20 protein-coding genes and 2 pseudogenes are annotated in these 20,616 nt (G+C 62.6%); 15 read left to right on the top strand and 7 right to left on the bottom strand.

What is annotated here, in order from left to right:
- Positions 1-20: 20 nt before the first annotated feature.
- Positions 21-1,076, bottom strand: a complete 1,056-nt coding sequence (locus H045_RS14860) for an MBL fold metallo-hydrolase (RefSeq protein ID WP_015372787.1) — start codon at positions 1,074-1,076, stop codon at positions 21-23.
- Between the two features lie 121 nt (positions 1,077-1,197).
- Between H045_RS14860 and H045_RS14865 the strand changes: the two genes are divergently transcribed.
- The 4 genes and pseudogenes from H045_RS14865 to H045_RS25865 form a co-directional block, all read left to right on the top strand.
- Entirely contained in the window at positions 1,198-1,836 is a 639-nt protein-coding gene (locus tag H045_RS14865; protein ID WP_015372788.1) for a TetR/AcrR family transcriptional regulator, read from the top strand.
- A 177-nt stretch (positions 1,837-2,013) separates the two neighbouring features.
- Positions 2,014-3,072, top strand: coding sequence for a diguanylate cyclase (locus H045_RS14870; RefSeq protein WP_015372789.1), 1,059 nt, complete (start codon positions 2,014-2,016; stop codon positions 3,070-3,072).
- Between the two features lie 347 nt (positions 3,073-3,419).
- Positions 3,420-4,049, top strand: a pseudogene (locus tag H045_RS25860) (PAS domain-containing protein); the annotation flags it as partial.
- 165 nt (positions 4,050-4,214) lie between these two features.
- Positions 4,215-4,649, top strand: a pseudogene (locus H045_RS25865) (methyl-accepting chemotaxis protein); the annotation flags it as partial.
- Between the two features lie 90 nt (positions 4,650-4,739).
- Here H045_RS25865 and H045_RS14880 read toward each other — a convergent pair.
- Entirely contained in the window at positions 4,740-5,627 is an 888-nt protein-coding gene (locus H045_RS14880) for a LysR family transcriptional regulator (protein WP_015372790.1), read from the bottom strand.
- Positions 5,628-5,707: 80 nt separating this feature from the next.
- Here H045_RS14880 and H045_RS14885 point away from each other — a divergent pair, with 80 nt between their 5' ends.
- From H045_RS14885 to H045_RS14915, 7 genes are all read left to right on the top strand, one after another.
- Positions 5,708-6,415 (top strand): CTP synthase C-terminal region-related (seleno)protein, encoded by a 708-nt coding sequence (locus H045_RS14885; RefSeq protein WP_015372791.1) that lies wholly within the window; start codon positions 5,708-5,710, stop codon positions 6,413-6,415.
- Positions 6,412-6,732, top strand: a complete 321-nt coding sequence (locus tag H045_RS14890) for an antibiotic biosynthesis monooxygenase family protein (RefSeq protein WP_003237883.1) — start codon at positions 6,412-6,414, stop codon at positions 6,730-6,732. The genes H045_RS14885 and H045_RS14890 overlap by 4 nt, the downstream gene beginning before the upstream one ends.
- Before the next feature lie 177 nt (positions 6,733-6,909).
- Entirely contained in the window at positions 6,910-8,037 is a 1,128-nt protein-coding gene (locus H045_RS14895; RefSeq protein WP_015372792.1) for a glycerophosphodiester phosphodiesterase family protein, read from the top strand.
- 89 nt (positions 8,038-8,126) lie between these two features.
- Positions 8,127-8,441 (top strand): PepSY domain-containing protein, encoded by a 315-nt coding sequence (locus H045_RS14900; protein ID WP_003237880.1) that lies wholly within the window; start codon positions 8,127-8,129, stop codon positions 8,439-8,441.
- Between the two features lie 159 nt (positions 8,442-8,600).
- Positions 8,601-9,770 (top strand): GAF domain-containing sensor histidine kinase, encoded by a 1,170-nt coding sequence (locus H045_RS14905; protein WP_015372793.1) that lies wholly within the window; start codon positions 8,601-8,603, stop codon positions 9,768-9,770.
- Positions 9,771-9,870: 100 nt separating this feature from the next.
- Positions 9,871-10,893, top strand: coding sequence for a transporter (locus tag H045_RS14910; RefSeq protein ID WP_003237876.1), 1,023 nt, complete (start codon positions 9,871-9,873; stop codon positions 10,891-10,893).
- 170 nt (positions 10,894-11,063) lie between these two features.
- Entirely contained in the window at positions 11,064-12,680 is a 1,617-nt protein-coding gene (locus H045_RS14915) for an inorganic phosphate transporter (protein WP_003237874.1), read from the top strand.
- Positions 12,681-12,740: 60 nt separating this feature from the next.
- Here H045_RS14915 and H045_RS14920 read toward each other — a convergent pair whose 3' ends face one another.
- The 3 genes from H045_RS14920 to H045_RS14930 are packed head-to-tail and all read right to left on the bottom strand — an operon-like array spanning position 12,741 to position 15,405.
- Entirely contained in the window at positions 12,741-13,715 is a 975-nt protein-coding gene (locus tag H045_RS14920; protein WP_015372794.1) for a 5-oxoprolinase subunit C family protein, read from the bottom strand.
- Positions 13,712-14,590, bottom strand: a complete 879-nt coding sequence (locus tag H045_RS14925) for a 5-oxoprolinase subunit B family protein (protein ID WP_015372795.1) — start codon at positions 14,588-14,590, stop codon at positions 13,712-13,714. The genes H045_RS14920 and H045_RS14925 overlap by 4 nt, the downstream gene beginning before the upstream one ends.
- A gap of 56 nt (positions 14,591-14,646) precedes the next feature.
- Complete coding sequence (locus H045_RS14930; RefSeq protein ID WP_015372796.1) at positions 14,647-15,405, bottom strand: 5-oxoprolinase subunit PxpA; 759 nt, start codon at positions 15,403-15,405, stop codon at positions 14,647-14,649.
- 104 nt (positions 15,406-15,509) lie between these two features.
- Here H045_RS14930 and H045_RS14935 point away from each other — a divergent pair, with 104 nt between their 5' ends.
- Positions 15,510-16,427 carry a LysR family transcriptional regulator gene (locus H045_RS14935; protein ID WP_003237864.1) on the top strand — a complete coding sequence of 306 codons (918 nt, stop codon included), beginning with the start codon at positions 15,510-15,512 and terminating at the stop codon, positions 16,425-16,427.
- On the opposite strand, the gene H045_RS14940 is transcribed toward H045_RS14935, so the two are convergent.
- Positions 16,424-17,320 (bottom strand): LysR family transcriptional regulator, encoded by an 897-nt coding sequence (locus H045_RS14940; protein ID WP_015372797.1) that lies wholly within the window; start codon positions 17,318-17,320, stop codon positions 16,424-16,426. The two genes, H045_RS14935 and H045_RS14940, sit on opposite strands and share 4 nt — an antisense overlap.
- 104 nt (positions 17,321-17,424) lie before the next feature.
- Between H045_RS14940 and H045_RS14945 the strand changes: the two genes are divergently transcribed.
- Positions 17,425-18,183, top strand: a complete 759-nt coding sequence (locus H045_RS14945) for an SDR family NAD(P)-dependent oxidoreductase (protein ID WP_003237860.1) — start codon at positions 17,425-17,427, stop codon at positions 18,181-18,183.
- Here H045_RS14945 and H045_RS14950 read toward each other — a convergent pair.
- Positions 18,082-18,594 carry a multidrug/biocide efflux PACE transporter gene (locus tag H045_RS14950; protein ID WP_041931520.1) on the bottom strand — a complete coding sequence of 171 codons (513 nt, stop codon included), beginning with the start codon at positions 18,592-18,594 and terminating at the stop codon, positions 18,082-18,084. The two genes, H045_RS14945 and H045_RS14950, sit on opposite strands and share 102 nt — an antisense overlap.
- An 87-nt stretch (positions 18,595-18,681) precedes the next feature.
- On the opposite strand from H045_RS14950, the gene H045_RS14955 reads away from it, so the two are divergent.
- On the top strand, positions 18,682-19,536 hold the full coding sequence (locus H045_RS14955) for a LysR family transcriptional regulator (protein WP_015372799.1): 855 nt from the start codon (positions 18,682-18,684) through the stop codon (positions 19,534-19,536).
- Between the two features lie 536 nt (positions 19,537-20,072).
- A complete protein-coding gene (locus H045_RS14960; protein WP_003237854.1) occupies positions 20,073-20,561 on the top strand; it encodes a GNAT family N-acetyltransferase in 489 nt (162 codons plus the stop codon).
- Positions 20,562-20,616 lie beyond the last annotated feature (55 nt).

The raw sequence follows: 20,616 nt of genomic DNA on the forward strand, positions 1-20,616 counted from the left end.
TCCCGTAGCTGCTCTTTGCCTCAGCTCGAGGCGCGCGCCTGTGCACCTTGAGCCTCCACCTCCAGCCACCATGCGTGCCCACGCTCCGGCTGGTTCAGATTGAATGCCTGTCCCATTGCCGGCGTGGTAATCAACACGTTGCGCTCCCACGCCAGGGCCATGATGCGGTCGAAGGGTTCGTGCCAGGCGTGGAACGCCAGGTCGAATGTGCCGTTGTGAATCGGCAGCAGCCAACGGCCCTTGAGGTCGATGTGGGCCTGCAGGGTTTGCTCCGGTTGCATGTGCACATGGGGCCAGTCGACGTTGTAGGCGCCGGTTTCCATCAGCGTCAAGTCGAACGGGCCGTACTGCTCGCCGATACGTTTGAAGCCATCGAAATAGCCAGTGTCGCCGCTGAAGAAAATGCGCCGCGCCGCGTCGATCATCACCCAGGAACACCACAGGGTCTGGTTGCCATCAAACAGCCCGCGTCCGGAAAAGTGCTGGGCGGGCGTGGCAACGAAACGAATGCCTTCCACTTCGGTATCTTCCCACCAGTCCAGCTGCCTCACTTTGCTGGCGTCCACTCCCCATTTAATCAAGGTGTCGCCCACACCCAGCGGGGCCAGAAAGCAGCGGGTCTTGCCGGCCAACTGGATGACCGCCTTGCGGTCCAGATGGTCGTAATGGTTATGGGACACAATCACCGCCTCCAGCGGCGGCAGCGCTGCAAGGCTGATGGGCGGCTGGTGAAACCGCTTGGGCCCGGCCCAACTGAAAGGTGATGCGCGCTCGGCAAACACCGGGTCGGTGAGCCAGAACTTGCCGCGCATCTTCAGCAACACGGTGGAATGCCCCAGACGAAACACGCTGTGATCGGGTGCGGCCAGCAGTTGCTCACGCGTCAGGGACTGTACCGGAACCTCCCCCACCGGCCGGGTGTTGCGCGGTTTGTGGAACAACATCTTCCAGAAGATGCCCAGGGTTTTACCAAATCCGCCGTGCGGCACCCGAGTGCCATTGTTGAATTGCCGCTGTGCCTGCTCGGCAGGCTTGAGCGCGACAGACGCGGTGTCTTGGGATGGGGTGGTGGCCATTACAACAAAGCTCCTGCGAACTGCGGGAAAATTACACTGCACAGTGTAGTTTCAAGATTGCAACAAAATCCGGAACAAGTAAACTGCCGAGTGTAATTTCTCTCGGAGCCGATCGCCCGCCATGACTGCCCCCCAACGCCTCACCGACCGCAAGCGCGAAGCCATCGTGGCGGCGGCCATCGCCGAGTTTCGCGCCAATGGGTTCGAGGTCACCAGCATGGACAGGATCGCCGCCACCGCCGGCGTCTCCAAGCGCACGGTGTACAACCACTTCCCCAGCAAGGAGGAGTTGTTCGCCGAGATTCTCCATCAACTCTGGGCCAGCAGCGTCGCGCAACTCGACATCAGCTACGCCAGCGAGCGCCCGCTGCGTGAGCAATTGCGCGGTTTGCTCGCCGCCAAGATGCAGATGATGGCGGACGCCAACTTCCTCGACCTGGCACGCGTGGCCATCGCTGCCACCATTCATTCGCCGGAGCGCGCGCAAGACATGGTCAACCGCCTGAGCAAGCGCGAAGAAGGCTTCACCCAATGGGTGCGCGCCGCCCGCGACGATGGACGGCTCAGTTGCTCCGACCCGGCCTTTGCCGCGCACCAGATCCAGAGCCTGCTCAAGGCCTTCGCGTTCTGGCCACAGATCACCCTCGGCCAGCCCACCCTGGACGCGGCCGAACAGGCCCGCGTGATTGAGTCGGCCATCGACCTGTTCCTCGCGGGCTACGAAGTCCGCCCCGCTGACCCCGCAGGCGCTATCGCATAAGCGACACGGAAAGTCGCTTTTGGCGCATTTGGCACCCGATTTGCGCAAATGGCCTCCAAGGCCACTGATTATTCCGTTACGAATAACTGACAATGTTCCCGGCATTATCCGATCAACGGTTGATCCAGTGACCGCGCATCGCCGTACCTGTAAAAAAATCAGCTGGGCCAGGAATTTATGGAAAACAGACGAGGCAAAGGACTTTCATTTGCCAGGCGTATCTACCAGCCAAGGATTATCGGCCTGGGTGTTGGCAGCATCAGTGTCACTGGCGCCTTGTATCCGTTGGTTATGCCGGGTTGGGTGTGGGCGTTTCTGCTGCTCAACGGATTCATCTGGGCGCACGCCGCGTACCTGTTGTCGACCCGCTCGCCATTTCCCTACCAGGCCGAACAGCGCAACTTCCTGTATGACTCGGTGTTCGCTGGCTTCTGGGTCGCCGCCGCGCAATTCACACCGCTGACCACCGCGACCCTGCTGTCGATGGTCACCATGAACAACGTCGCCGCCGGTGGCACACGCCTGTTCGTGCGTGGCCTGCTGGCTCAGGGCGTCGGCATCGTCGTGGCCTGGGCACTGTTCGGCATACGCTTTAACCCCGATGTCAGCCTCCTCCAGGTCTACACCTGCCTGCCGATGCTGACGCTTTACCCCATGGCCATCGGCATGGTCTGTTACCAATTGGCGATCAAACTGTCGGAGCACAAACGCGCCCTCGGCGCCCTGAGCCGCACCGACAGCCTCACGGGCCTGCTCAACCACGGCTCCTGGAAAGATCTGCTGCACCTCAAGTTCCACGAGTGCCAGCAGCAGAGCAGTCACGCCACCATTGCGCTGATCGATATCGACCACTTCAAGCAGATCAATGACACCCACGGCCATATCGTCGGCGATACGGTGCTGCGCGAGCTGAGCCTGGAGCTGCGACGCAAGCTGCGGGAAAACGACCTGGCCGGGCGTTACGGTGGCGATGAGTTCTGTGTGATTCTTCCGCAAATGCCCTTGGCCGAAGCCGCGCGGATCATGGAGCACATGCGCGAGACCTTCAGCGATTACCGTCACCCGCAGATCCCCGAATTAAGGGTCAGCCTGAGCATCGGCCTGGCGACTTTTCAGCCCTTCTTCACCGACGCCTCCCTATGGCTGAACGCGGCGGACCGGGCGCTGTACGACGCCAAGGACACCGGACGCAACCGGGTCAAGGTCAGCGATCAGGTGATTGCCCATTTCGCCTGAAGTTGTCGTACGACACCTCGTCAGAATTTTCTTCCACCCCACCTGAGTGAAAGCATAATGCCACCACCGATCACCTGCCCAAAAAAGGTCCTGCCCTTGAGGCGAACTTGTTGTCAGGCTGATCACTCATAGACCCGTTCCACCTTCTGTCGGCATCAGGAAGTCGACAATGAGCACGTCCGCCGTAGGCCAAGCGCCAAACGGGGCAAGCGCCAATCCATGGATAACTCCCGACGTTGCTTGTCCGAGCACTGCACATGCTATTCAACGCCTACAAAAAAACCATCAACGCCCTGCAACACACTGTCGCCCAGCAAGCCAGTCTGCTCGACGCCATCGAGCGCTCAATGGCCGTGATCGAATTCGACCTGCAAGGCACCGTACTGCGGGCCAATGACAATTTTCTGCACACCATGGGCTATCGCGCCGAGCAAGTCATCGGCCAGTCGCACCGCCTGTTTTGCGCCCCCGAATTTGCCCGCAGCGCGCAATACAGCCAGCTGTGGACCCAACTGCGCAATGGCCAGTTTCAGTCTGGCACCGTCGAGCGGCTGGGCAGCAATGGCCAGTCGGTATGGCTGGAAGCCAGCTACAACCCGGTGCGCGACGACACGGGCACGGTGATCAAGGTGGTGAAGTACGCCCTGGACGTGACCCCGCGCTTGCAGGCTGAAAGCGAGGCCAATGCCAAACTGGAAGCCATCGGCCGCGCCATGGCAGTGATCGAGTTCAACCTCGACGGCACCATCATCACCGCCAACGAAAACTTCCTCTCGCGCATGGGCTACAGCCTGGCGCAGATTCAGGGCAAGCATCACCGCCTGTTCTGCACGCCGGAATCGGCCAACAGTGCGGCCTATGCCGACTTCTGGAAGCGCCTGAACCAGGGCGAACTGTTCAGCGGCCAGTTCGAGCGCATCGACAGGAACGGCCAGGCCGTGTGGCTCGAAGCCAACTACAACCCGGTGTACGACGCCGGCGGGCGCCTGTGCAAGGTGGTGAAATTCGCCTCCGACATCACCGCCCGCGTGCAACAACATGCCACCGACGCCGCAAGTGCGACGCAGGCGTATCACATCTCCCTGAGTACGCGCGACATCGCGGAAAAAGGCGCCGAAGTGATTCAACAATCGGCCACTGGCATGCGCGAAATTGCCGCGAACATCGACGGCTCGTCGCAATTGATCGCCAAACTGGGCGAGCGTTCGCAGCAGATCACGGCCATCGTCAACACCATTCGCGCGATTGCCGACCAGACCAACCTGCTGGCGCTCAATGCGGCCATCGAAGCAGCACGGGCCGGCGAACAGGGTCGCGGCTTTGCGGTGGTGGCCGATGAAGTGCGACAACTGGCGTCCCGCACCAGCGGCTCGACGACGGAAATTTCCAGCATGATCGCCATGATCCAGGAAGAGACCCGTCAGGCCATCGACAGCATGGACGGCACCCGCGACCGCGCAGCCGTCGGCGTGGACCTGGCCAACCGGGCCGGCACGGTGATCCTGCAGATTCGCCAGGGCACCAGCGAGGCGGTGCAGGCGGTGAGCGCGTTTGCCGGTGAGCGGGTCAGCCACTGACCCCCATCTGCCAAAGGGTGGCTGATGTGGGAGGGGCTTGCTCCCTCATTTGAGCTTGCTCTCACATTGGGAATTGCTGCACTGCATACCTCAACTGGGCCTCGCTCCGGGCACATGCAGTCCCAACTGCTCGAACAACGTCACCACCGAACGCAACGCCCGGCAATCCGGGCGCGTCAGCAGCCACAGCGCGGTATCGTGCCCCGCCAGCGCAGGGCCCAGCGGTTGCAGGTGCGCGTCCAGTAAAAAGTCTGGCAAGGCCGCCACCCCCAACCCCGCCCGCACCAGTTCGGTCACCGAAAGCATGCTGTTGCAGCGGTAACTGAGGCGCACGCCTGGCAGGTGCTCACGACGCCAGACTACGGTGGGGTGATCGGGCAGGAAATCATCCGGCGCGATCCAGTCCAGCTCAGCCAACGCGCGGCCCGCGTGCCGGCGCGCATAATCGACGCTGGCACATACCCGATACGCCACGCTGCCCAGGTTGCGTCCTACAAGGTGCTGCGGCGGCGTGCGGGTCAGGCGCAGGGCAATGTCGGCATCGCGGCGGCTGAGGTTGGCAAAATCATTCGACGTGCTCAGCTCCAGCGTCAGCGCCGGGTAAGCCGGCATGAACTGCGCCAGCGCCGGCAGCAGCAAGCTTTGCAGCACGGAGTCGGTGCAGGTCAGGCGCACCGTGCCGGTGATCACCTCGCCGCCCTGCTCCACGCCGATGCGCGCGGCTTCCAGGGCCTGTTCGGCACACTCGGCCTGTTGCGCCAGGTGGCTCGCCAGGCTGGTGGGCAGGTAACCGGCGCGGCTTTTTTCAAACAGGGTCTGCCCCAGGGCCGCCTCCAGCCGCCGCACCGCGCGGAACACCGTGGACACATCCACCCGCAACAACGCTGCCGCCCGCGCCAGGCTGCCGCCGCGCACCAGGGCCAGGATCAGAGACAGGTCGGTGTAATCGATTTGATAGTGCGTGACTGCATTGAGCATGTGGGCAAATGCCAATATTGATTGCGTGAGCGCCAATCTATAGTGGGCATCAGGACACAACAAGCCATGGGATGCCTCTGATGAAAACCACCGCTCTGCACATCGCCCTGATCGGCGACTACAACCCGGATGTGATCGCGCACCAGGCGATCCCGCTCGCGCTGCAACAGGCCGCGCAAACCCTGGGCCTGACGGTGCACGTCAAATGGCTCGCCACCGACACGCTCACCTCCACGACGCTGTTGCAGGGTTTCGACGGGTTCTGGTGCGTCCCGGCCAGCCCCTACCGCGACACTCAGGGCGCCTTGCGCGCGGTGCGTTTTGCCCGCGAACAGCGGCGCCCTTTCCTCGGCACCTGCGGCGGTTTTCAGCACGCCGTGCTCGAATATGCCCGCCATGCAATGGGCTGGGCCGATGCCGAACACGGCGAACTGGTGCCGGATGCCCAGCGTGCGGTGATCACCCCGCTTGGCTGCGCGTTGGTGGAGGCGATCGACACGATACGTTTAGTCCCCGGCACCCGCATCGCCGATGCCTACGGCCAGCTGGATCTCGAAGAAGGCTACCGCTGCCGCTACGGCATCAACCCCGCCTTCGAAAGCGCTCTGCTGGAAGGCGACCTGATTGCCAGCGGCCACGACGCCGCCGGCGAGCCACGCGCCGTCGAACTGCTGAACCACCCGTTCTTCGTCGCCACGCTGTTCCAGCCCGAGCGCGCGGCGCTCAAAGGCACGACGCCGCCCCTGGCGCTGGCGCTGCTCAAGGCCTGCCAGGCGCTTTCGGCATGATTGCCAACACACCCGCGCCGCCTTACTACGCGGTGATCTTCAGCTCGCTGCGCAGCGATGGGGACCTGGGTTACGGCCAGGCAGCCCTGCGCATGCTGGAACTGGCCCGCGAACAACCGGGGTTCCTGGGCGTGGAATCAGCGCGGGAGGACGGGCTGGGGATTACGGTTTCATATTGGCGCAGCGAAGCGGCAATTCTGGCGTGGAAGCACAATGCCGAGCACACACAGGTACGCGAGCAAGGACGCGCCAGCTGGTACTCGGCGTTTCATACCCGCGTGTGCAAGGTCGAAAGGGCCTACGCCTTTCCAATCTGAAATGCATACCTCTGTGGGAGGGGGCTTGCTCCCTCCCACAATTTGATCTTCACCTGGCTGAAAAGGCCCCTAAAACACCCCCCGCGCACGTTAATGTCGGTTTGGTGATAGCGCCGTTCACAATCACTTGTTAAAAAGGAAGCCTTCTCAAGTTCACTCCACGAAAGGACTTCGCTTATGCCTGTCACGTTTACCAAGAGCGCTCTGCTGCTCGCACTGATGCTCGGTCTTGGCCAGGCGCAGGCAGCCGACTCGATCAGCCCGGCCGAGTTGGCGACCAACGAAGGCATCCCCTACCCGGCCGTCATCGCCCACCGCGGTGCGTCCTACGATGCTCCCGAATCCACCGCCGCAGCCTACAAAGTCGCGCGCGACCTGGGCGCCGACTACCTGGAAATGGACCTGCAGCGCAGCAAGGACGGTGTGCTGTTCGCTCTGCACGACAACAACCTGCAGCGCACCACCGACGTGGCCACCAAGTTCCCCGAGCGCAAAGACGCGCCGGCCAACGAGTTCACCTGGAAAGAACTGCAAACCCTCGACGCCGGCAGCTGGTTCAACGCCGCCTACCCGGACCGCGCCCGCCCGGGCTTCGTCGGCCTGAAGATCCAGAGCCTGGACGACATCATCAAGATCGCCGAAGGCAACCCGCAGCACAAACCCGGCCTGTACATCGAGACCAAGGAGCCCAAGCAATTCCCGGGCATCGAAGCCGACCTCAAAACCAAACTGCTGGACAAGGGCTGGCTGAGTTCCGCCGGTTCCAAGCTGGGCAAGAGCAACACCGGCGTCGGCCAGGGCAAGGGCCGCGTGGTGCTGCAAACCTTCGAGGTGTCCAGCCTGAAAGAGCTGCAAAAGGAGATGCCCAACACGCCGAAGATCCTGCTGCTGTGGGTGGGTGAAGGCAGTATCGAGCCAAAATCCAAACAGACCTTCGCCGAGTCCGGCGAGTCGACCAAGGCCGCCTACTACGCCAAGCAAGAACCGAAAGACGCCGCCGAGTTCGAAAAATGGGTCGACCAGGCCAAGGACCTTGGCGCCATCGGCACCGGCCCTTCGGCCGAGCTGACCCATCACGGTGACCAGAGCTACACCGACTTGGTCAAACCGGAAATGAACAAGCTGACCCACGACAAAGGCCTGCTGGTGCACGTCTACACCGTCGATGAGCCGGTGGATTTCGAAAAAGTGATGAACGCCGGCGTCGATGGCATCTTCACCAACCGCGCGGCCGAACTGCTGAAGTTCTACAAGCGCTGGCCGTCGTCCAGCGTGCAGGACCTGCTCAACGACTATAAATACTGAAGCATTGGTGTCAGTGAGCCATTAAGGATGAATTAAGTTGCGCTGGTTAATCTGGCGCCACTTAAACAGTTCATCCAAGAGGACACACCATGAAAACTTTGACTGCCCTGTTCGCTGCCACCGCTCTGACCCTGACTGCCGGTTTGGCTCAGGCGGATGTTCGTCCGGATCATATTGAAGGCCTGGTCAAGTCCGGCGCCGTGATGCCTTTCGACAAACTCAACGCAGCGGCCGTGGCAACTCACCCTGGTGCTTCGATTACCGACACGGAGCTGGACAACAAACACGGCGTCGCCGACCAGTATGTCTATGAAGTCGACCTGACCGATACCGCCGGCAAGCGCTTTGAAGTCAAGCTCGATGCCAAGACCGGCGCAGTGCTGGAAAACAAGCAAGACACTTGAGTTGAACCCCAAAAAGCCGCGCCACCTTCGGGTGGCGCGGTTTTTTTATGAGCGCAGGAAAATTCGTACATAAATTACCGCTGCAGCACTTAAGGTCGTTAAAATTCCCTACATCGGGCGGCGAACTTCGCCCACCACGTTGCGCACAGAGGCTGCTGCATGGACCAAAAAGCTGCCGACATCGCCACCATTGGCCGGATCAGCGCCGTGCCTGCGATGCTTCAGGTGATCAGCGACATCACCGGCCTGCGCTTCGCTGCCGTGGCCAGGGTGACCGACGACACCTGGACCGCCTGCGCGGTGCGCGATGAGCTGGAATTCGGCCTCGGGGTCGGCGGTGAGCTGGACCTGACCACCACCATCTGCCATGAGATCCGCGGCTCCCATGTGTCCGTGGTGATCGACAAGGCCAGCGAAGACCCGCTTTATCACGACCACCACACGCCGCGTATCTACCAGTTCGAAAGCTATATTTCGGTGCCGGTGTTCCGCACCGACGGGCGTTTTTTCGGCACGATCTGCGCCCTCGACCCCAACCCCGCCAACCTGCGCAGCAGCGCGATCCAATCCACCATGGAGTCGTTCGCGCGGGTGCTGGCGCTGCAGATCGAAGCTGAAGAAACCCTGCAACATACCGAAGCGCAACTGTACGAAGAACGCGGCACAGCAGAATTGCGCGAGCAGTTTATCGCCGTGCTGGGCCATGACCTGCGCAACCCCTTGTTCGCCATCAATTTCAGTGCCGAACGCCTGCGCAAGCATTCGGCACCGGCCACCGACCCGCTGGTGCGGCACATTCTCAGCAGCGGCCAGCGTGCCGCGCAGTTGGTCGAAGACGTGCTGGATTTCGCCCGTGGCCGCATGGGCAGTGGCATTCCGCTGCACCTGAGCGATTGCGACGGATTGCAGAGCGCCCTGCACCACGTGGTGTCCGAGGTGCAGAGCGTGAACCCCACGCGGGTGATTCGCGCCGATATCGGCGATTTGCGGGGCGTATACGGCGACCGCGAGCGTTTGGCGCAGTTGCTGTCGAACCTGGTGGCCAACGCCATCCATCATGGTCTCCATGATGGCCCGGTGGAGGTCACGGCGAAGATCGAGCATGGCCTCTTCATGCTCACGGTGAAAAATCCCGGGCAGATCAGTCGGGAGGCAGTGCCTCGCCTGTTCGAGCCGTATGCGCGCCCTGTCACCGACACCCCACAAGCCGGCTTGGGCCTGGGGTTGTATATCGTCAAGCAGATTGCCGACGCACACGGCGGGGATCTGGAGGTATCGACCTGCGAGCATTCGGGGACGCGCTTTACCTTTATGCTGAAAACGCGCTGAGCAAGCGTTCAAAGTGTCACAAAATCGTCATCCCGCCTTGCAATGATTCGCGCATGCGAACCTGTGAAACGTCCTACAGGCGCTTTCCCTGCGAGACTCCATGAACCACAGCATTGACCACAGCCACCAGGATCCCGATCTGTTTGGCCTGCTTTACGGTTTCCGTTTTCGCCCCGGTGAAAAGGGCGAGCAGATCGACTCCGCCACCGCCCTGCAGGCTCTGCAACAACCGGCCGACCCGGACGAGTTCTTGTGGCTGCACCTGAACCTGGCTCACGCCGCGTGCGAACGCTGGATGCAAACGCACCTGGATTTGCCCGAGGAATTTTTCGAAGCCCTGCACGAAGGCTCGCGCTCCACGCGTATCGAACATGTGGACTCGGCCTTGCTGGCGGTGGTCAACGACGTGGTGTTCAACTTCAGCAGCCTGGTGTCGTCGGACATTTCTACCTTGTGGGTGTGCGCCCGCAGCCGCCTGCTGGTGAGCGCGCGCCTGCAACCGCTGCACTCGGTGGACAAGTTGCGCTCATCGGTAAAGGCCGGTGAGGGCTTTCGCTCGCCGCTGGCGCTGCTGGTGCATTTGCTGCGCGACCAGGGCGAAGTGCTGACGCAGATCGTGCGCAAGACCAGCATCAGCGTCGACCATATCGAAGACCAGCTACTGTCCTCGCAACTGGCCACCAACCGCGCCGAACTCGGTGCCGCGCGCCGTGTGCTGGTACGCCTGCAACGCCTGCTGGCGCTGGAACCGGGCTCGCTGCTGCGCCTGCTCAACCGCCCACCGCAATGGCTGCAAAAGGAAGACGTGAAGGAGTTGCGCAAATCCACCGAGGAGTTCGCACTGATCATCAACGACCTCACGGCGCTGGGCGAACGCATCAAGTTGTTGCAGGAAGAAATCGCCGCCAACCTCAACGAGCAGAGCAACCGCACGCTGTTCACCCTCACCGTGGTCACGGTGCTGGCGCTGCCGATCAACATCATCGCCGGTTTCTTCGGCATGAACGTGGGCGGCGTACCGCTCTCACAGGACCCGGAAGGCTTCTGGATCCTGGTGGCGCTGGTGGCCACCTTCACCTTGATCGCCGGGCGCTGGGCCTTCCGCAAACGCAAAGACTACTGATTGCACTGCAATCGACTGTGGGAGGGGGCTTGCTCCCTCCCGCATGGGTTTGGCGGTGAGTTCTGGACAAGTGGCACTTTCATTCGCGTGAACACTGAGCTGTTGCAGTCTCTCTGTAACATTTTGTAATGATCATGGGCGACATCCTTCCCCACACAGGATGCTCCGGCATGGCCACCCCGTCACTGACAGCCCCTAGCACCGCCGCACACACCGACCCCAAACCCCGACTGGACAAGAAACCCGGCCTGATCACCGTGATCATGTTCTTCGCCGTCCTTGCCATGGGCCTGTTGTTCACCGCCTACAGCCTGATGCACGACATGAAGGAGATGGGCGCCGTCGTTACCACCTGGACGCCGTTCCTGCTGCTGGGCGTGGCGTTGTTGATCGCGCTGGGTTTCGAGTTCGTCAACGGCTTCCACGACACCGCCAACGCGGTCGCAACGGTGATTTACACCAACTCGCTGCCGCCGCACTTTGCGGTGGTGTGGTCGGGTTTCTTCAACTTTCTCGGCGTGTTGCTTTCCAGCGGCGCGGTAGCGTTCGGCATCATTGCCCTGCTGCCGGTCGAGCTGATTCTGCAGGTGGGTTCCTCGGCCGGCTTTGCGATGATCTTCGCCCTGCTGATCGCCGCCATCCTGTGGAACCTCGGCACTTGGTGGCTGGGTTTGCCGGCGTCCTCTTCCCACACCCTGATTGGCTCGATCATCGGCGTCGGCGTGGCGAATGCATTGATGCACGGGCGTGACGGCAGCAGCGGCGTGGATTGGGGCCAGGCGATCAAGATCGGTTATGCGCTGCTGCTTTCGCCACTGATCGGCTTTGGCTTTGCCGCCCTGCTGTTGCTGGCCCTGCGCGCCTTCGTCAAGAATCGCGCGCTGTACAAGGCGCCCAAGGGCGACGCCCCGCCGCCGTGGTGGATTCGCGGCCTGCTGATCGTCACCTGCACCGGCGTGTCGTTTGCCCACGGCTCCAACGACGGGCAGAAAGGCATGGGCCTGATCATGTTGATCCTGGTCGGTACCCTGCCGATGGCCTATGCCCTCAACCGCGCCATGCCCGTCGAACAGTCGTTGCAGTTCGCAGCGGTGGCCGAGGTGACCCAGGTGGCGCTGATGAAAAGCGCGCCGCAGACATTGCCCGGCGACCCGCGCCCGATCCTCTCCACCTACGTGCGCACCAAGGAGCCCACCGCAGACCTCGTGCCGGCACTGGCCGCCCTCACCGGCCACATCGGCGACGAAGTAAAAGGTTACGGTTCCCTCGCCAAAGTCCCCGCTGAAGCCGTCGGCAACGTGCGTAACGACATGTACCTGACCAGCGAAACCATTCGCCTGATGGACAAGGACAAGGTCGGCCACTTCGACGCCGACACCCAGGGCAAGCTGCAACTGTTCAAGCAGCAACTGGACAATTCCACGCGCTTTATTCCGCTGTGGGTGAAGATCGCCGTGGCCATCGCGCTGGGGCTGGGCACCATGGTCGGCTGGAAGCGCATCGTGGTGACAGTGGGCGAGAAGATCGGCAAGACCCACCTGACTTACGCCCAGGGTGCGTCGGCGGAAATGGTGGCGATGCTGACCATCGGCGCGGCGGATATGTACGGGTTGCCGGTGTCGACCACCCATGTGCTGTCATCGGGCGTGGCCGGTACGATGGTGGCCAACGGCGGCGGGTTGCAGATGCGCACCATCCGTAACCTGCTGATGGCCTGGGTGCTGACATTACCGGCGGCGATTCTGCTGTCGGGCAGCCTGTACTGGCTGTTCACCCAATTGTTCTGACCCGACACTGTTGAAACTGTGGGAGGGGGCTTGCTCCCTCCCACAGGGGTCTTCTGTTTTTCAGGACGTGAATAACGCGGCCATTATTTTGCGGCGCTTCTTGTAGACTCGCCGCGCCTCCAGCGCCTCTTCCAGGCTGACCGCCACAAACCCCGCCCGCTGGTTCGGCTGCATCTGCCCGATCAAATCCAGATCGGCACTGATCACGGTGCCGATCATGGCGTAGCCGCCGCCCGACACCGCGTCGCGGTGCAGCACAATCGGCTCCAGCCCCGCCGGTACCTGGATCGAGCCGATCGGGTAGCAGCTGTCGACAATGTTCGACGGATCGGAACCGGCGCCAAACGGCTGCTCGCGTGGTTGAAAGCTCAACGCGCTGCCGCCCTTGAAGCGATAGCCGATGCGGTCGGCCTCGGAGCCTACCGTCCAGGGTTCGGCAAAAAAGCTGCTTTTCGCGCCCGTGGTCAAACGGTCGTAATACAGCCCCGGCACCACGCGCAGGGTCACGTCGCCGCCCACCGAACGGCGCAGGGCCATCGGCAGGCTGTTGCCGGCACGGCCCGCGCCGCTGGGCTCGCCGATCGACAACACATCACCCTCCTGCAAGCGCCGACCCTGGAACCCGCCCAGTGCGCCCAGGGCGTAAGTGGAGCGGCTGCCGAGCACCACCGGCACATCAATGCCACCCGCCACGGCTAGGTACGTGCGCGCGCCGGCCACCGGAAACGCGAAGCGCAGCACCTGCCCGGCACGCACCGCGAAGGCGGTGTCCTGATGCACCACTTCGCCGTCCAGGCGCGGTGACATCAATGCACCGCTGAGTGCCACCAACGCGTCCTGCGTAAACTCAAGCTCAGGCCCGACCAGCGTGCATTCCAGCCCCGCCGCCCCCAGCGGGTTACCCACCAGATGGTTGGCCGCGCTCAGCGCGTATTGGTCCAGCGCACCCGAAGGTGGAATGCCCAGGTGGTAATAGCCTTCGCGGCCCAGGTCCTGCACAGAGGTGGCCAGGCCAGGTTTGAGCACCTTGATCATGCCAGCGCCTCCTGCAGGGTTTTCGGATAGCCGACGGGGTCGGCGAGAAACGCGTCGAGGGAAAACTCCACCGGACGGATGCGCAGATCGAAGCGCCCGGCGTCCACTTCAGCCACCGCCAGGTCGTAGGCGTCACGGTCAATCGGCTTGAACTGCACGATGTCGCCGGGCCGAAAGAACACCATGTGTTCCTTGAGGTAGGCCAGCTGCTGCGCCGGGTCGTAGATCGGTGCCGGGGTCACGCCGAACATCTGGTAACCGCCGGCGCCGCGCACCGAGTAGATGCAGCCGAAGCAGCCGCCATGACCGAGGGTCAGTTTGGGCGTATCGGTGCGCGGGCGCAGGTACTTGGGCACCTGCAACTGCCGCGCACGCTCGACCATCTGGAACATGAACGGCAAGCCCGCCACAAAGCCGACCATCGACACAAACCACGGCGCACCGCTGTGGGCGTCGATGAACGCGTCCACATCGGCCAGGCCGTTGATGCGCGCGGCGTATTCCAGGTCGGTGCCGCCGGGGTCCTGGTGACGGTCGCGAAAACGCATCAGGGTTTCATGGGTCCAGGGGTCGTTGTAGAGCACCGGAATTTCGATGATGCGCGTGTGCAGTGTGCGCTCGGCCACCGCCTGGGCCTCAGCGCTTTGCACGGCATCGAGCAATACGTGGGGCGCGATGCGGTCGGGGTCGAAGCGGATCTGGAACGAGGCGTTGGCCAGGCAGATATCCAGCACGCCGTCCAACGCCAGGCGCTCCACCGCGCGGGTCACGGCCATGCCTGTGAAGAAGGCTTCCAGCGACATGCTGTCGCTGACCTCGGCGAACAGGTGTTCATCAGCGCCGAAGCTGTAGCGGATGGGCGACGTTTCAGCCATGTCTGTTCCTCTTGGAATCATTGTAGAAAGGCAGGCAAAAAAGTAAGGGGTCGATCTTATTGAGGGGTCCTGACGTCGATACCGGCGCGGTCCAGGGCTTCACGGGTGGCTTCCACCAGTTCCAGGGCGCCGGGGGTGTCGCTGTGCAGGCAGATGGAATCGAATTCGATGGACAGGTCTTCGCCTTCCACCGTGCGCACCAACCCGCTCTGGCACGCTCGCAGCACCCGCGCCGCCACGGTGGCCGGGTCCAGTGCGCGCACGTTGCGGGTGAACACGATGGAGCCGCTCAGATCGTACTCACGGTCGGCGTAAAACTCGCGCACCACGGGCTGCCCCAGCTCCCTGGCGACGTGCCAGATCACCGAGTTGGGCATGCAGTACAGCAACAGTGTCGGCTCGATGATTTGCAGGTTTTGTACCAGCAGGCGCGCGGCTTCTTCATCGCGGGCCAGGTGCATGTACAGCGCGCCATGGGGCTTGATGTGTTGCAGGGTCACGCCCTGGGCACGGGCGATTTCGCGCAGGGCGCCGAGTTGGTAGAGCATGTCGTCCACCAGTTCCTGGGCCGGCGCGTTGATGTGGCGGCGGCCGAAACCGACCAGGTCGCGAAAGCCCGGATGCGCGCCGATGGCGACGCCCAGCTGTTTGGCACGCGCCACGGTACGGCGCATGGTGCCCGGGTCGCCGGCGTGAAAGCCGGTGGCGATATTGGCCGAGCTGATATAGGCCATCAACTCCGCGTCGACACCATCGCCGATGGTCCAGGGACCGAAGCCTTCGCCCATGTCTGAATTGAAATCCACTGCCTGCATCGCGTGCGCTCCGTCAAAGGGGATGCAGGGAAAGTAGGCTGCCCCTTGACCCCTTGGGAAGATCTATTATCAGATGAGGCATCTTCTGAAAATCAGATAAAGCCATGTCCCTTACCTTGCGCCAGGTTCGCTACTTCGTCGCCACCGCCGAAATCGGTCAGATTTCCCAGGCGGCGATTCACTTGAACATCTCTCAATCGGCGGTCACCACCGCGATCAAGGAACTCGAAGCCATGCTCGGCGTGCAGTTGTTCATGCGCTCGGCTCAGGGCATGAACCTCACCGACGCAGGCCGACACTTTCTCAACCGCGCCTACGTGATCGTGCGCAGTGTCGACGACGCGCTGAACAGCCCCTTGCCGGACCACCGCGCCAGCGGCGTGCTGCGCGTGGCCGCCAGCTACACCGTGCTGGGCTATTTTTTACCGCACCACCTGCAGCGCATGGAGCACTGGCACCCGGACGTGACCATCGAGGTCTTCGAACAGGAGCGCCAGGCCATCGAACAGGGCCTGCTCGACGGCGGCTTCGACATGGCCGTGGTGCTCACCGCCAACCTCACACACCCGGCCATCGTCTCGGAAATCCTGTTCAATTCCGAACGCCGCCTGTGGCTGCCCAGCCATCACCCACTGTGCGAACGGGGTGCGGTGAGCCTGGCGGACGTGGCGCAGGAGCCGTACATACTGCTCACCGTCGACGAGGCCGAACACAGCGCCATGCGCTATTGGGAACAGGCCGGGCAGACCCCCAACGTGCGACTGCGCACCAGTTCGGTGGAAGCGGTGCGCAGCATGGTCGCCAATGGCAGCGGCGTGGCGATCCTGTCCGACCTGGTGCACCGGCCCTGGTCCCTGGAAGGCAAGCGCATCGAAACCCTGACCGTCACCGATCCGGTAACGCCCATGAGCGTGGGCCTGGCCTGGCACCGCGAGCGCGCATTCACCCCGGCGATGCAGGCATTCCGGGATTACTTCCACGACGCGTTCCTGGCGCCGCAGCAGTTGTCGGCGCGGCGTTAGAGCTGCGCTTGCAGCACACCGGCCAGCCAGTCCATGAACACCCGCACGCGCAACGGTAAATGCCGCTGCCCGGCGTACAGCAGCGACACGTCCAACGGCGGTGCCGGGTAGTCCGGCAAAACCGCCACCAGTTCACCGCTGGCCAGTTCAGCGCTGAGGCCCAGAGCCGGCACCTGGATAATCCCGAAACCGCCCAGGCATGCCGCCTTGTACGCATCGGTGCTGTTGACCGTGACCCGCCCGGCCATGGGCAGGCGCTGCACCTTGTTGCCCTGCAGGTATTCGAAGCCCGCCGAGCGTGAGCCCAGTGGACGCACGTAATGCACCAGATGGTGGTTGGCCAAATCGGCGAGTGTGTGCGGCGTGCCAAAGCGTTGCAGGTAGGTGGCGCTCACGCAGTTAAGCATCGGCAGGCTGCACAGCCAGCGGGCCACCACGCTCTGGTCCGGCTGCGCGCCCACGCGCAGCACGCAGTCGAACCCTTCGGCGAGCAGGTCGACCTGGCGGTCGGTGGTGCTGATTTCCAGCTCGATCAGCGGGTGCGCGTGCATGAAGTCGGGCAGGCGCGGCAGGATCAGGTCCCGCGCCATCACGTTGGGCATGTCCACCCGAATGCGTCCCGCCAGTTTCGCTTCGTCCTGACGAAACAGCCCTTCGAGTTCTTCCATGTGCGCCAGCAGATCCTTGCTGCGCTCATACAGCACAAGGCCGTCCTGGGTCGCCTGCACCTTGCGCGTGGTGCGCTGCAACAAATGCGCGCCGAGCAGTTCCTCCAGCGCCTGCACGTGCTCGGACACGGTGGAGCGCGGCAGGCCAAGGCGTTCGCCCGCCTGGGTAAAACTCGACAGCTCAGTGACCCGTACAAAGGTGCGCAGCAGTTCAAGCTTGTTCATGGATTGTTCGCCTTATCCGGCCAGTGATTCCGGTATAGCGCTGTTTATCACGTTACGGTCGGACAAATACACTCATTCCACACCCACACGCAGAGGTACTCACCATGACCCGTAAAATCGCATTGATCACCGGCACCAGCCGTGGCCTGGGCAAAAACGCCGCCCTGCACCTGGCTGCGCAGGGCGTCGATATCATCGGCACCTATCACAGCAAGGCCGACGAGGCGCAGGCCTTGGTGACGCAGATTGAGCAACTGGGCGGCCGCGCGGCGATGCTGCAGCTGGATGTGGGCCAGAGCGCCACCTTCGACGCGTTCGCTGGCGACGTTGCCCGCGTGCTCAAGGATGTTTTCGCACAGGACCACTTCGATTTTCTGGTCAACAACGCAGGGATCGGCATTCACGCAAGCTTTACCGAGACCACCGAAGCGCAGTTCGATCAGTTGCTGGCGATTCAATTCAAGGGGCCATTTTTTCTGACCCAGAAGCTGTTGCCGTTGATCCGCGACGGCGGACGCATCCTCAATGTGTCCAGCGGACTGGCGCGCTTCAGCCTGCCCGGTTACGCCGCCTACGCCGCGATGAAAGGCGCGATGGAAGTGCTCACGCGCTACCAGGCCAAGGAACTCGGCGCCCGTGGCATCAGCGTCAACATCCTTGCCCCCGGTGCCATTGAGACCGACTTCGGCGGCGGCGCCGTGCGCGACAACGCCGACCTCAATGCCATGGTCGCCAGCAACACCGCCCTGGGCCGCGTCGGCTTACCGGATGATATCGGCGGCGCCATCGCCAGCCTGCTGGCCGACGGCAGCGCATGGATCACCGGGCAACGTATCGAGGCGTCGGGCGGCATGTTTTTGTAGAAACCTGTCGCGCAGCACGTCGTAGCCCCAGTGATAGACATAGGTGTACGGCAGAAAAAACAGCAGCACGCCAATGTCGAGCATCAGGGCCTGCAGCAGGCTGATCTGCATCCACGCGGCAATCAAAGGCACGGCGACGATGATCAGCCCGCCTTCGAACATCAGCGCGTGCAGCACCCGTGTCCAGGCGCCGCCGCAGAGTTGCAGGCGCACCGTGAGACGGTCGAACAGGCTGTTGAAAATGACGTTCCAGGTCAGCGCCAGCAGGCTCATGCCCAGGGTCACCGCGCCCATTTCCAGGGCCGGCCTGCCGGTGATCCACACCAGTAACGGCGTGCAGATCAACAAGGCCAGGCCCTCGAAACCGAGGGCCTGGCAAACGCGTTCAGAGATCGACTTGGTAGGGTTCATGCCCTGGCTCCGTGATGGCGACGGTTGCCATGCTCACCCCTCACACCGATACTTCATAATCAATAACCATCGACCAGGGCGATACTTATGGCGTCTCACGAAGTGCTGCAGGCATTTGTCCAGGCCGCCACCCAAGGCTCGTTCTCGGCGGCGGCGCGCAAGCTGGGCAAAAGCCAGTCGACCATCAGTGCGGCGGTGGCAAGCCTTGAGATTGACCTGGATGTGGTGCTGTTCGACCGCAGTAGCCGCAAGCCGACGCTGACCCCTGCCGGGCATGTGCTGCTGCAACGGGCAGAACAGGTACTGGAGGCCAGCAGCCGCCTGGAGCTGGCGGCGAGCCAGTTGGCACAGGGCCTGGAGCCAAGGGTGACGATTGCCATGTCGGACACCTACCAGTCGCCGCGCTTCGAAACCGCGATCCTCGCCTTTTCCCAACGTTACCCGGACCTGGAGCTGGAATGGCTGATTGCCGAATGCGATGACCTGGTCGACCTGGTGCAAAGCGGCCGGGCGCACATGGCGTTTATCGAGCAGCAGGACGTCTACCCGCCCGACCTCACCAGTTCGCCGGTGCAGGAGCGCACCGAAACCGCGTTGTTCGTGTCACCGCAGCATGCCTTGGCAAGCCTTGCGCAGGTAGACCCACAGCACTTGAAACTACACCGCGAATTGCGCCTGGCGAGCATCGTCAAACCCTACGACAACCGCGCGGCCGGGCGCGTATGGTCGGCCGCCAGTTACCTGATGCTGATGGAAATGGCGCAACTGGGCTTCGGCTGGGCGCCCCTGCCCCGTTGGCTGGTGGAGCGCTTCGGCAATGCCAGCCTGATTGAACTCAAGGCGCGCGGCTGGCCACGTTCGGTGGCGATGGATGCGCTGTGGTCGCGACAACGACCACCGGGGCCGGCGGGGAGCTGGTTACTGGGGCAGATGCTTGACTGAGCGCTTGCGTGTGACCAGCAGGCTTGTTGTGGTTGTGGCGAGCAGGTTTGTCCTAATGCCGTTCAGTTAAAGCGCAGATTCCCTGTGGCGAGCAGGCTTGTCCTGCGTTGGGCTGCGCAGCAGCCCCTAAACCAGGCGCTGAGCCATATCAGGTACACCGCGTTTTGCTGGATTGGGGGCGCTTCGCTCCCCAACGCGGGGCAAGCCCGCTCGCCACAATAAGCCCACACATTTCTTTAACTGAACGGCATTAGGGTTTGTCCTAATGCCGTTCAGTTAAAGCGCAGATTCCCTGTGGCGAGCAGGCTTGTCCTGCGTTGGGCTGCGCAGCAGCCCCAAAACCAGGCGCTGAGCCGTGTCAGGTGTACCGCGCTTTCCTTGATTGGGGGCGCTTCGCACCCCAACGCGGGGCAAGCCCGCTCGCCACAACAAGCCCACTTGCCACAGGGCGTGGGATGCCTGAAGCGATCTTCGTTGTCTGGGTGATCGGGGAAGGCGTTAAACTGCTTTCTCCACTGCGCCGTTCGGTTTTCCCTATGCAAACCCGCCTTGTTTCCTACGAAGCGCTGAGCGCTGTTCAACAACAGCAACTGAGCGCCATCGAAGTTCATCCCGAGCAACTGCCGTTTTCCGGCGACATGTACTGCGCCCTCAATACACTGCTCGCCAAACCCAGCCCTGGGGTGAAGGGCTTTGCCCTGCTGGCCGATGAGATTCCGGTCGCCTTCCTGCTGCTCAAGCGCCCGCCCTGCCTGCCCCACTGGGCTGACGAGCACAGCGCGACCCTGCACGCGTTGCAGGTGGACCGGCGCCAGCAAGGGCGAGGGTTTGGCAAGGCTTGCCTGCTGGCGCTGCCCGCCGTGGCCATTGAAACCTGGCCGCAGATAAAGGCGCTTGAATTATCGGTGGACAGTGACAACGCGGCCGCAATGGGCCTGTACCTGCGGGCGGGTTGGGTCGACAGCGGGGAGGCGTACAAAGGGCGGATCGGGTATGAGCGCAGGTTGCGCCGGGCGTTTGATTGATGACGGTAAATGTCACATAAACATGACGTTCAGAGACGAATGTCATGTTTACGTG

The sequence above is a fragment of the Pseudomonas poae RE*1-1-14 genome (genome assembly GCF_000336465.1).
GTDB classification, from domain to species: Bacteria; Pseudomonadota; Gammaproteobacteria; order Pseudomonadales; family Pseudomonadaceae; genus Aquipseudomonas; species Aquipseudomonas poae.

Excerpts from the sequence above, each read along its gene's own strand:
- H045_RS14860 (WP_015372787.1), bottom strand. The coding sequence starts at position 1,076 with ATGGCCACCACCCCATCCCAAGACACCGCGTCTGTCGCGCTCAAGCCT.
- H045_RS14865 (WP_015372788.1), top strand. The coding sequence starts at position 1,198 with ATGACTGCCCCCCAACGCCTCACCGACCGCAAGCGCGAAGCCATCGTG.
- H045_RS14870 (WP_015372789.1), top strand. The coding sequence starts at position 2,014 with ATGGAAAACAGACGAGGCAAAGGACTTTCATTTGCCAGGCGTATCTAC.
- H045_RS14880 (WP_015372790.1), bottom strand. The coding sequence starts at position 5,627 with ATGCTCAATGCAGTCACGCACTATCAAATCGATTACACCGACCTGTCT.
- H045_RS14885 (WP_015372791.1), top strand. The coding sequence starts at position 5,708 with ATGAAAACCACCGCTCTGCACATCGCCCTGATCGGCGACTACAACCCG.
- H045_RS14890 (WP_003237883.1), top strand. The coding sequence starts at position 6,412 with ATGATTGCCAACACACCCGCGCCGCCTTACTACGCGGTGATCTTCAGC.
- H045_RS14895 (WP_015372792.1), top strand. The coding sequence starts at position 6,910 with ATGCCTGTCACGTTTACCAAGAGCGCTCTGCTGCTCGCACTGATGCTC.
- H045_RS14900 (WP_003237880.1), top strand. The coding sequence starts at position 8,127 with ATGAAAACTTTGACTGCCCTGTTCGCTGCCACCGCTCTGACCCTGACT.
- H045_RS14905 (WP_015372793.1), top strand. The coding sequence starts at position 8,601 with ATGGACCAAAAAGCTGCCGACATCGCCACCATTGGCCGGATCAGCGCC.
- H045_RS14910 (WP_003237876.1), top strand. The coding sequence starts at position 9,871 with ATGAACCACAGCATTGACCACAGCCACCAGGATCCCGATCTGTTTGGC.
- H045_RS14915 (WP_003237874.1), top strand. The coding sequence starts at position 11,064 with ATGGCCACCCCGTCACTGACAGCCCCTAGCACCGCCGCACACACCGAC.
- H045_RS14920 (WP_015372794.1), bottom strand. The coding sequence starts at position 13,715 with ATGATCAAGGTGCTCAAACCTGGCCTGGCCACCTCTGTGCAGGACCTG.
- H045_RS14925 (WP_015372795.1), bottom strand. The coding sequence starts at position 14,590 with ATGGCTGAAACGTCGCCCATCCGCTACAGCTTCGGCGCTGATGAACAC.
- H045_RS14930 (WP_015372796.1), bottom strand. The coding sequence starts at position 15,405 with ATGCAGGCAGTGGATTTCAATTCAGACATGGGCGAAGGCTTCGGTCCC.
- H045_RS14935 (WP_003237864.1), top strand. The coding sequence starts at position 15,510 with ATGTCCCTTACCTTGCGCCAGGTTCGCTACTTCGTCGCCACCGCCGAA.
- H045_RS14940 (WP_015372797.1), bottom strand. The coding sequence starts at position 17,320 with ATGAACAAGCTTGAACTGCTGCGCACCTTTGTACGGGTCACTGAGCTG.
- H045_RS14945 (WP_003237860.1), top strand. The coding sequence starts at position 17,425 with ATGACCCGTAAAATCGCATTGATCACCGGCACCAGCCGTGGCCTGGGC.
- H045_RS14950 (WP_041931520.1), bottom strand. The coding sequence starts at position 18,594 with ATGAACCCTACCAAGTCGATCTCTGAACGCGTTTGCCAGGCCCTCGGT.
- H045_RS14955 (WP_015372799.1), top strand. The coding sequence starts at position 18,682 with ATGGCGTCTCACGAAGTGCTGCAGGCATTTGTCCAGGCCGCCACCCAA.
- H045_RS14960 (WP_003237854.1), top strand. The coding sequence starts at position 20,073 with ATGCAAACCCGCCTTGTTTCCTACGAAGCGCTGAGCGCTGTTCAACAA.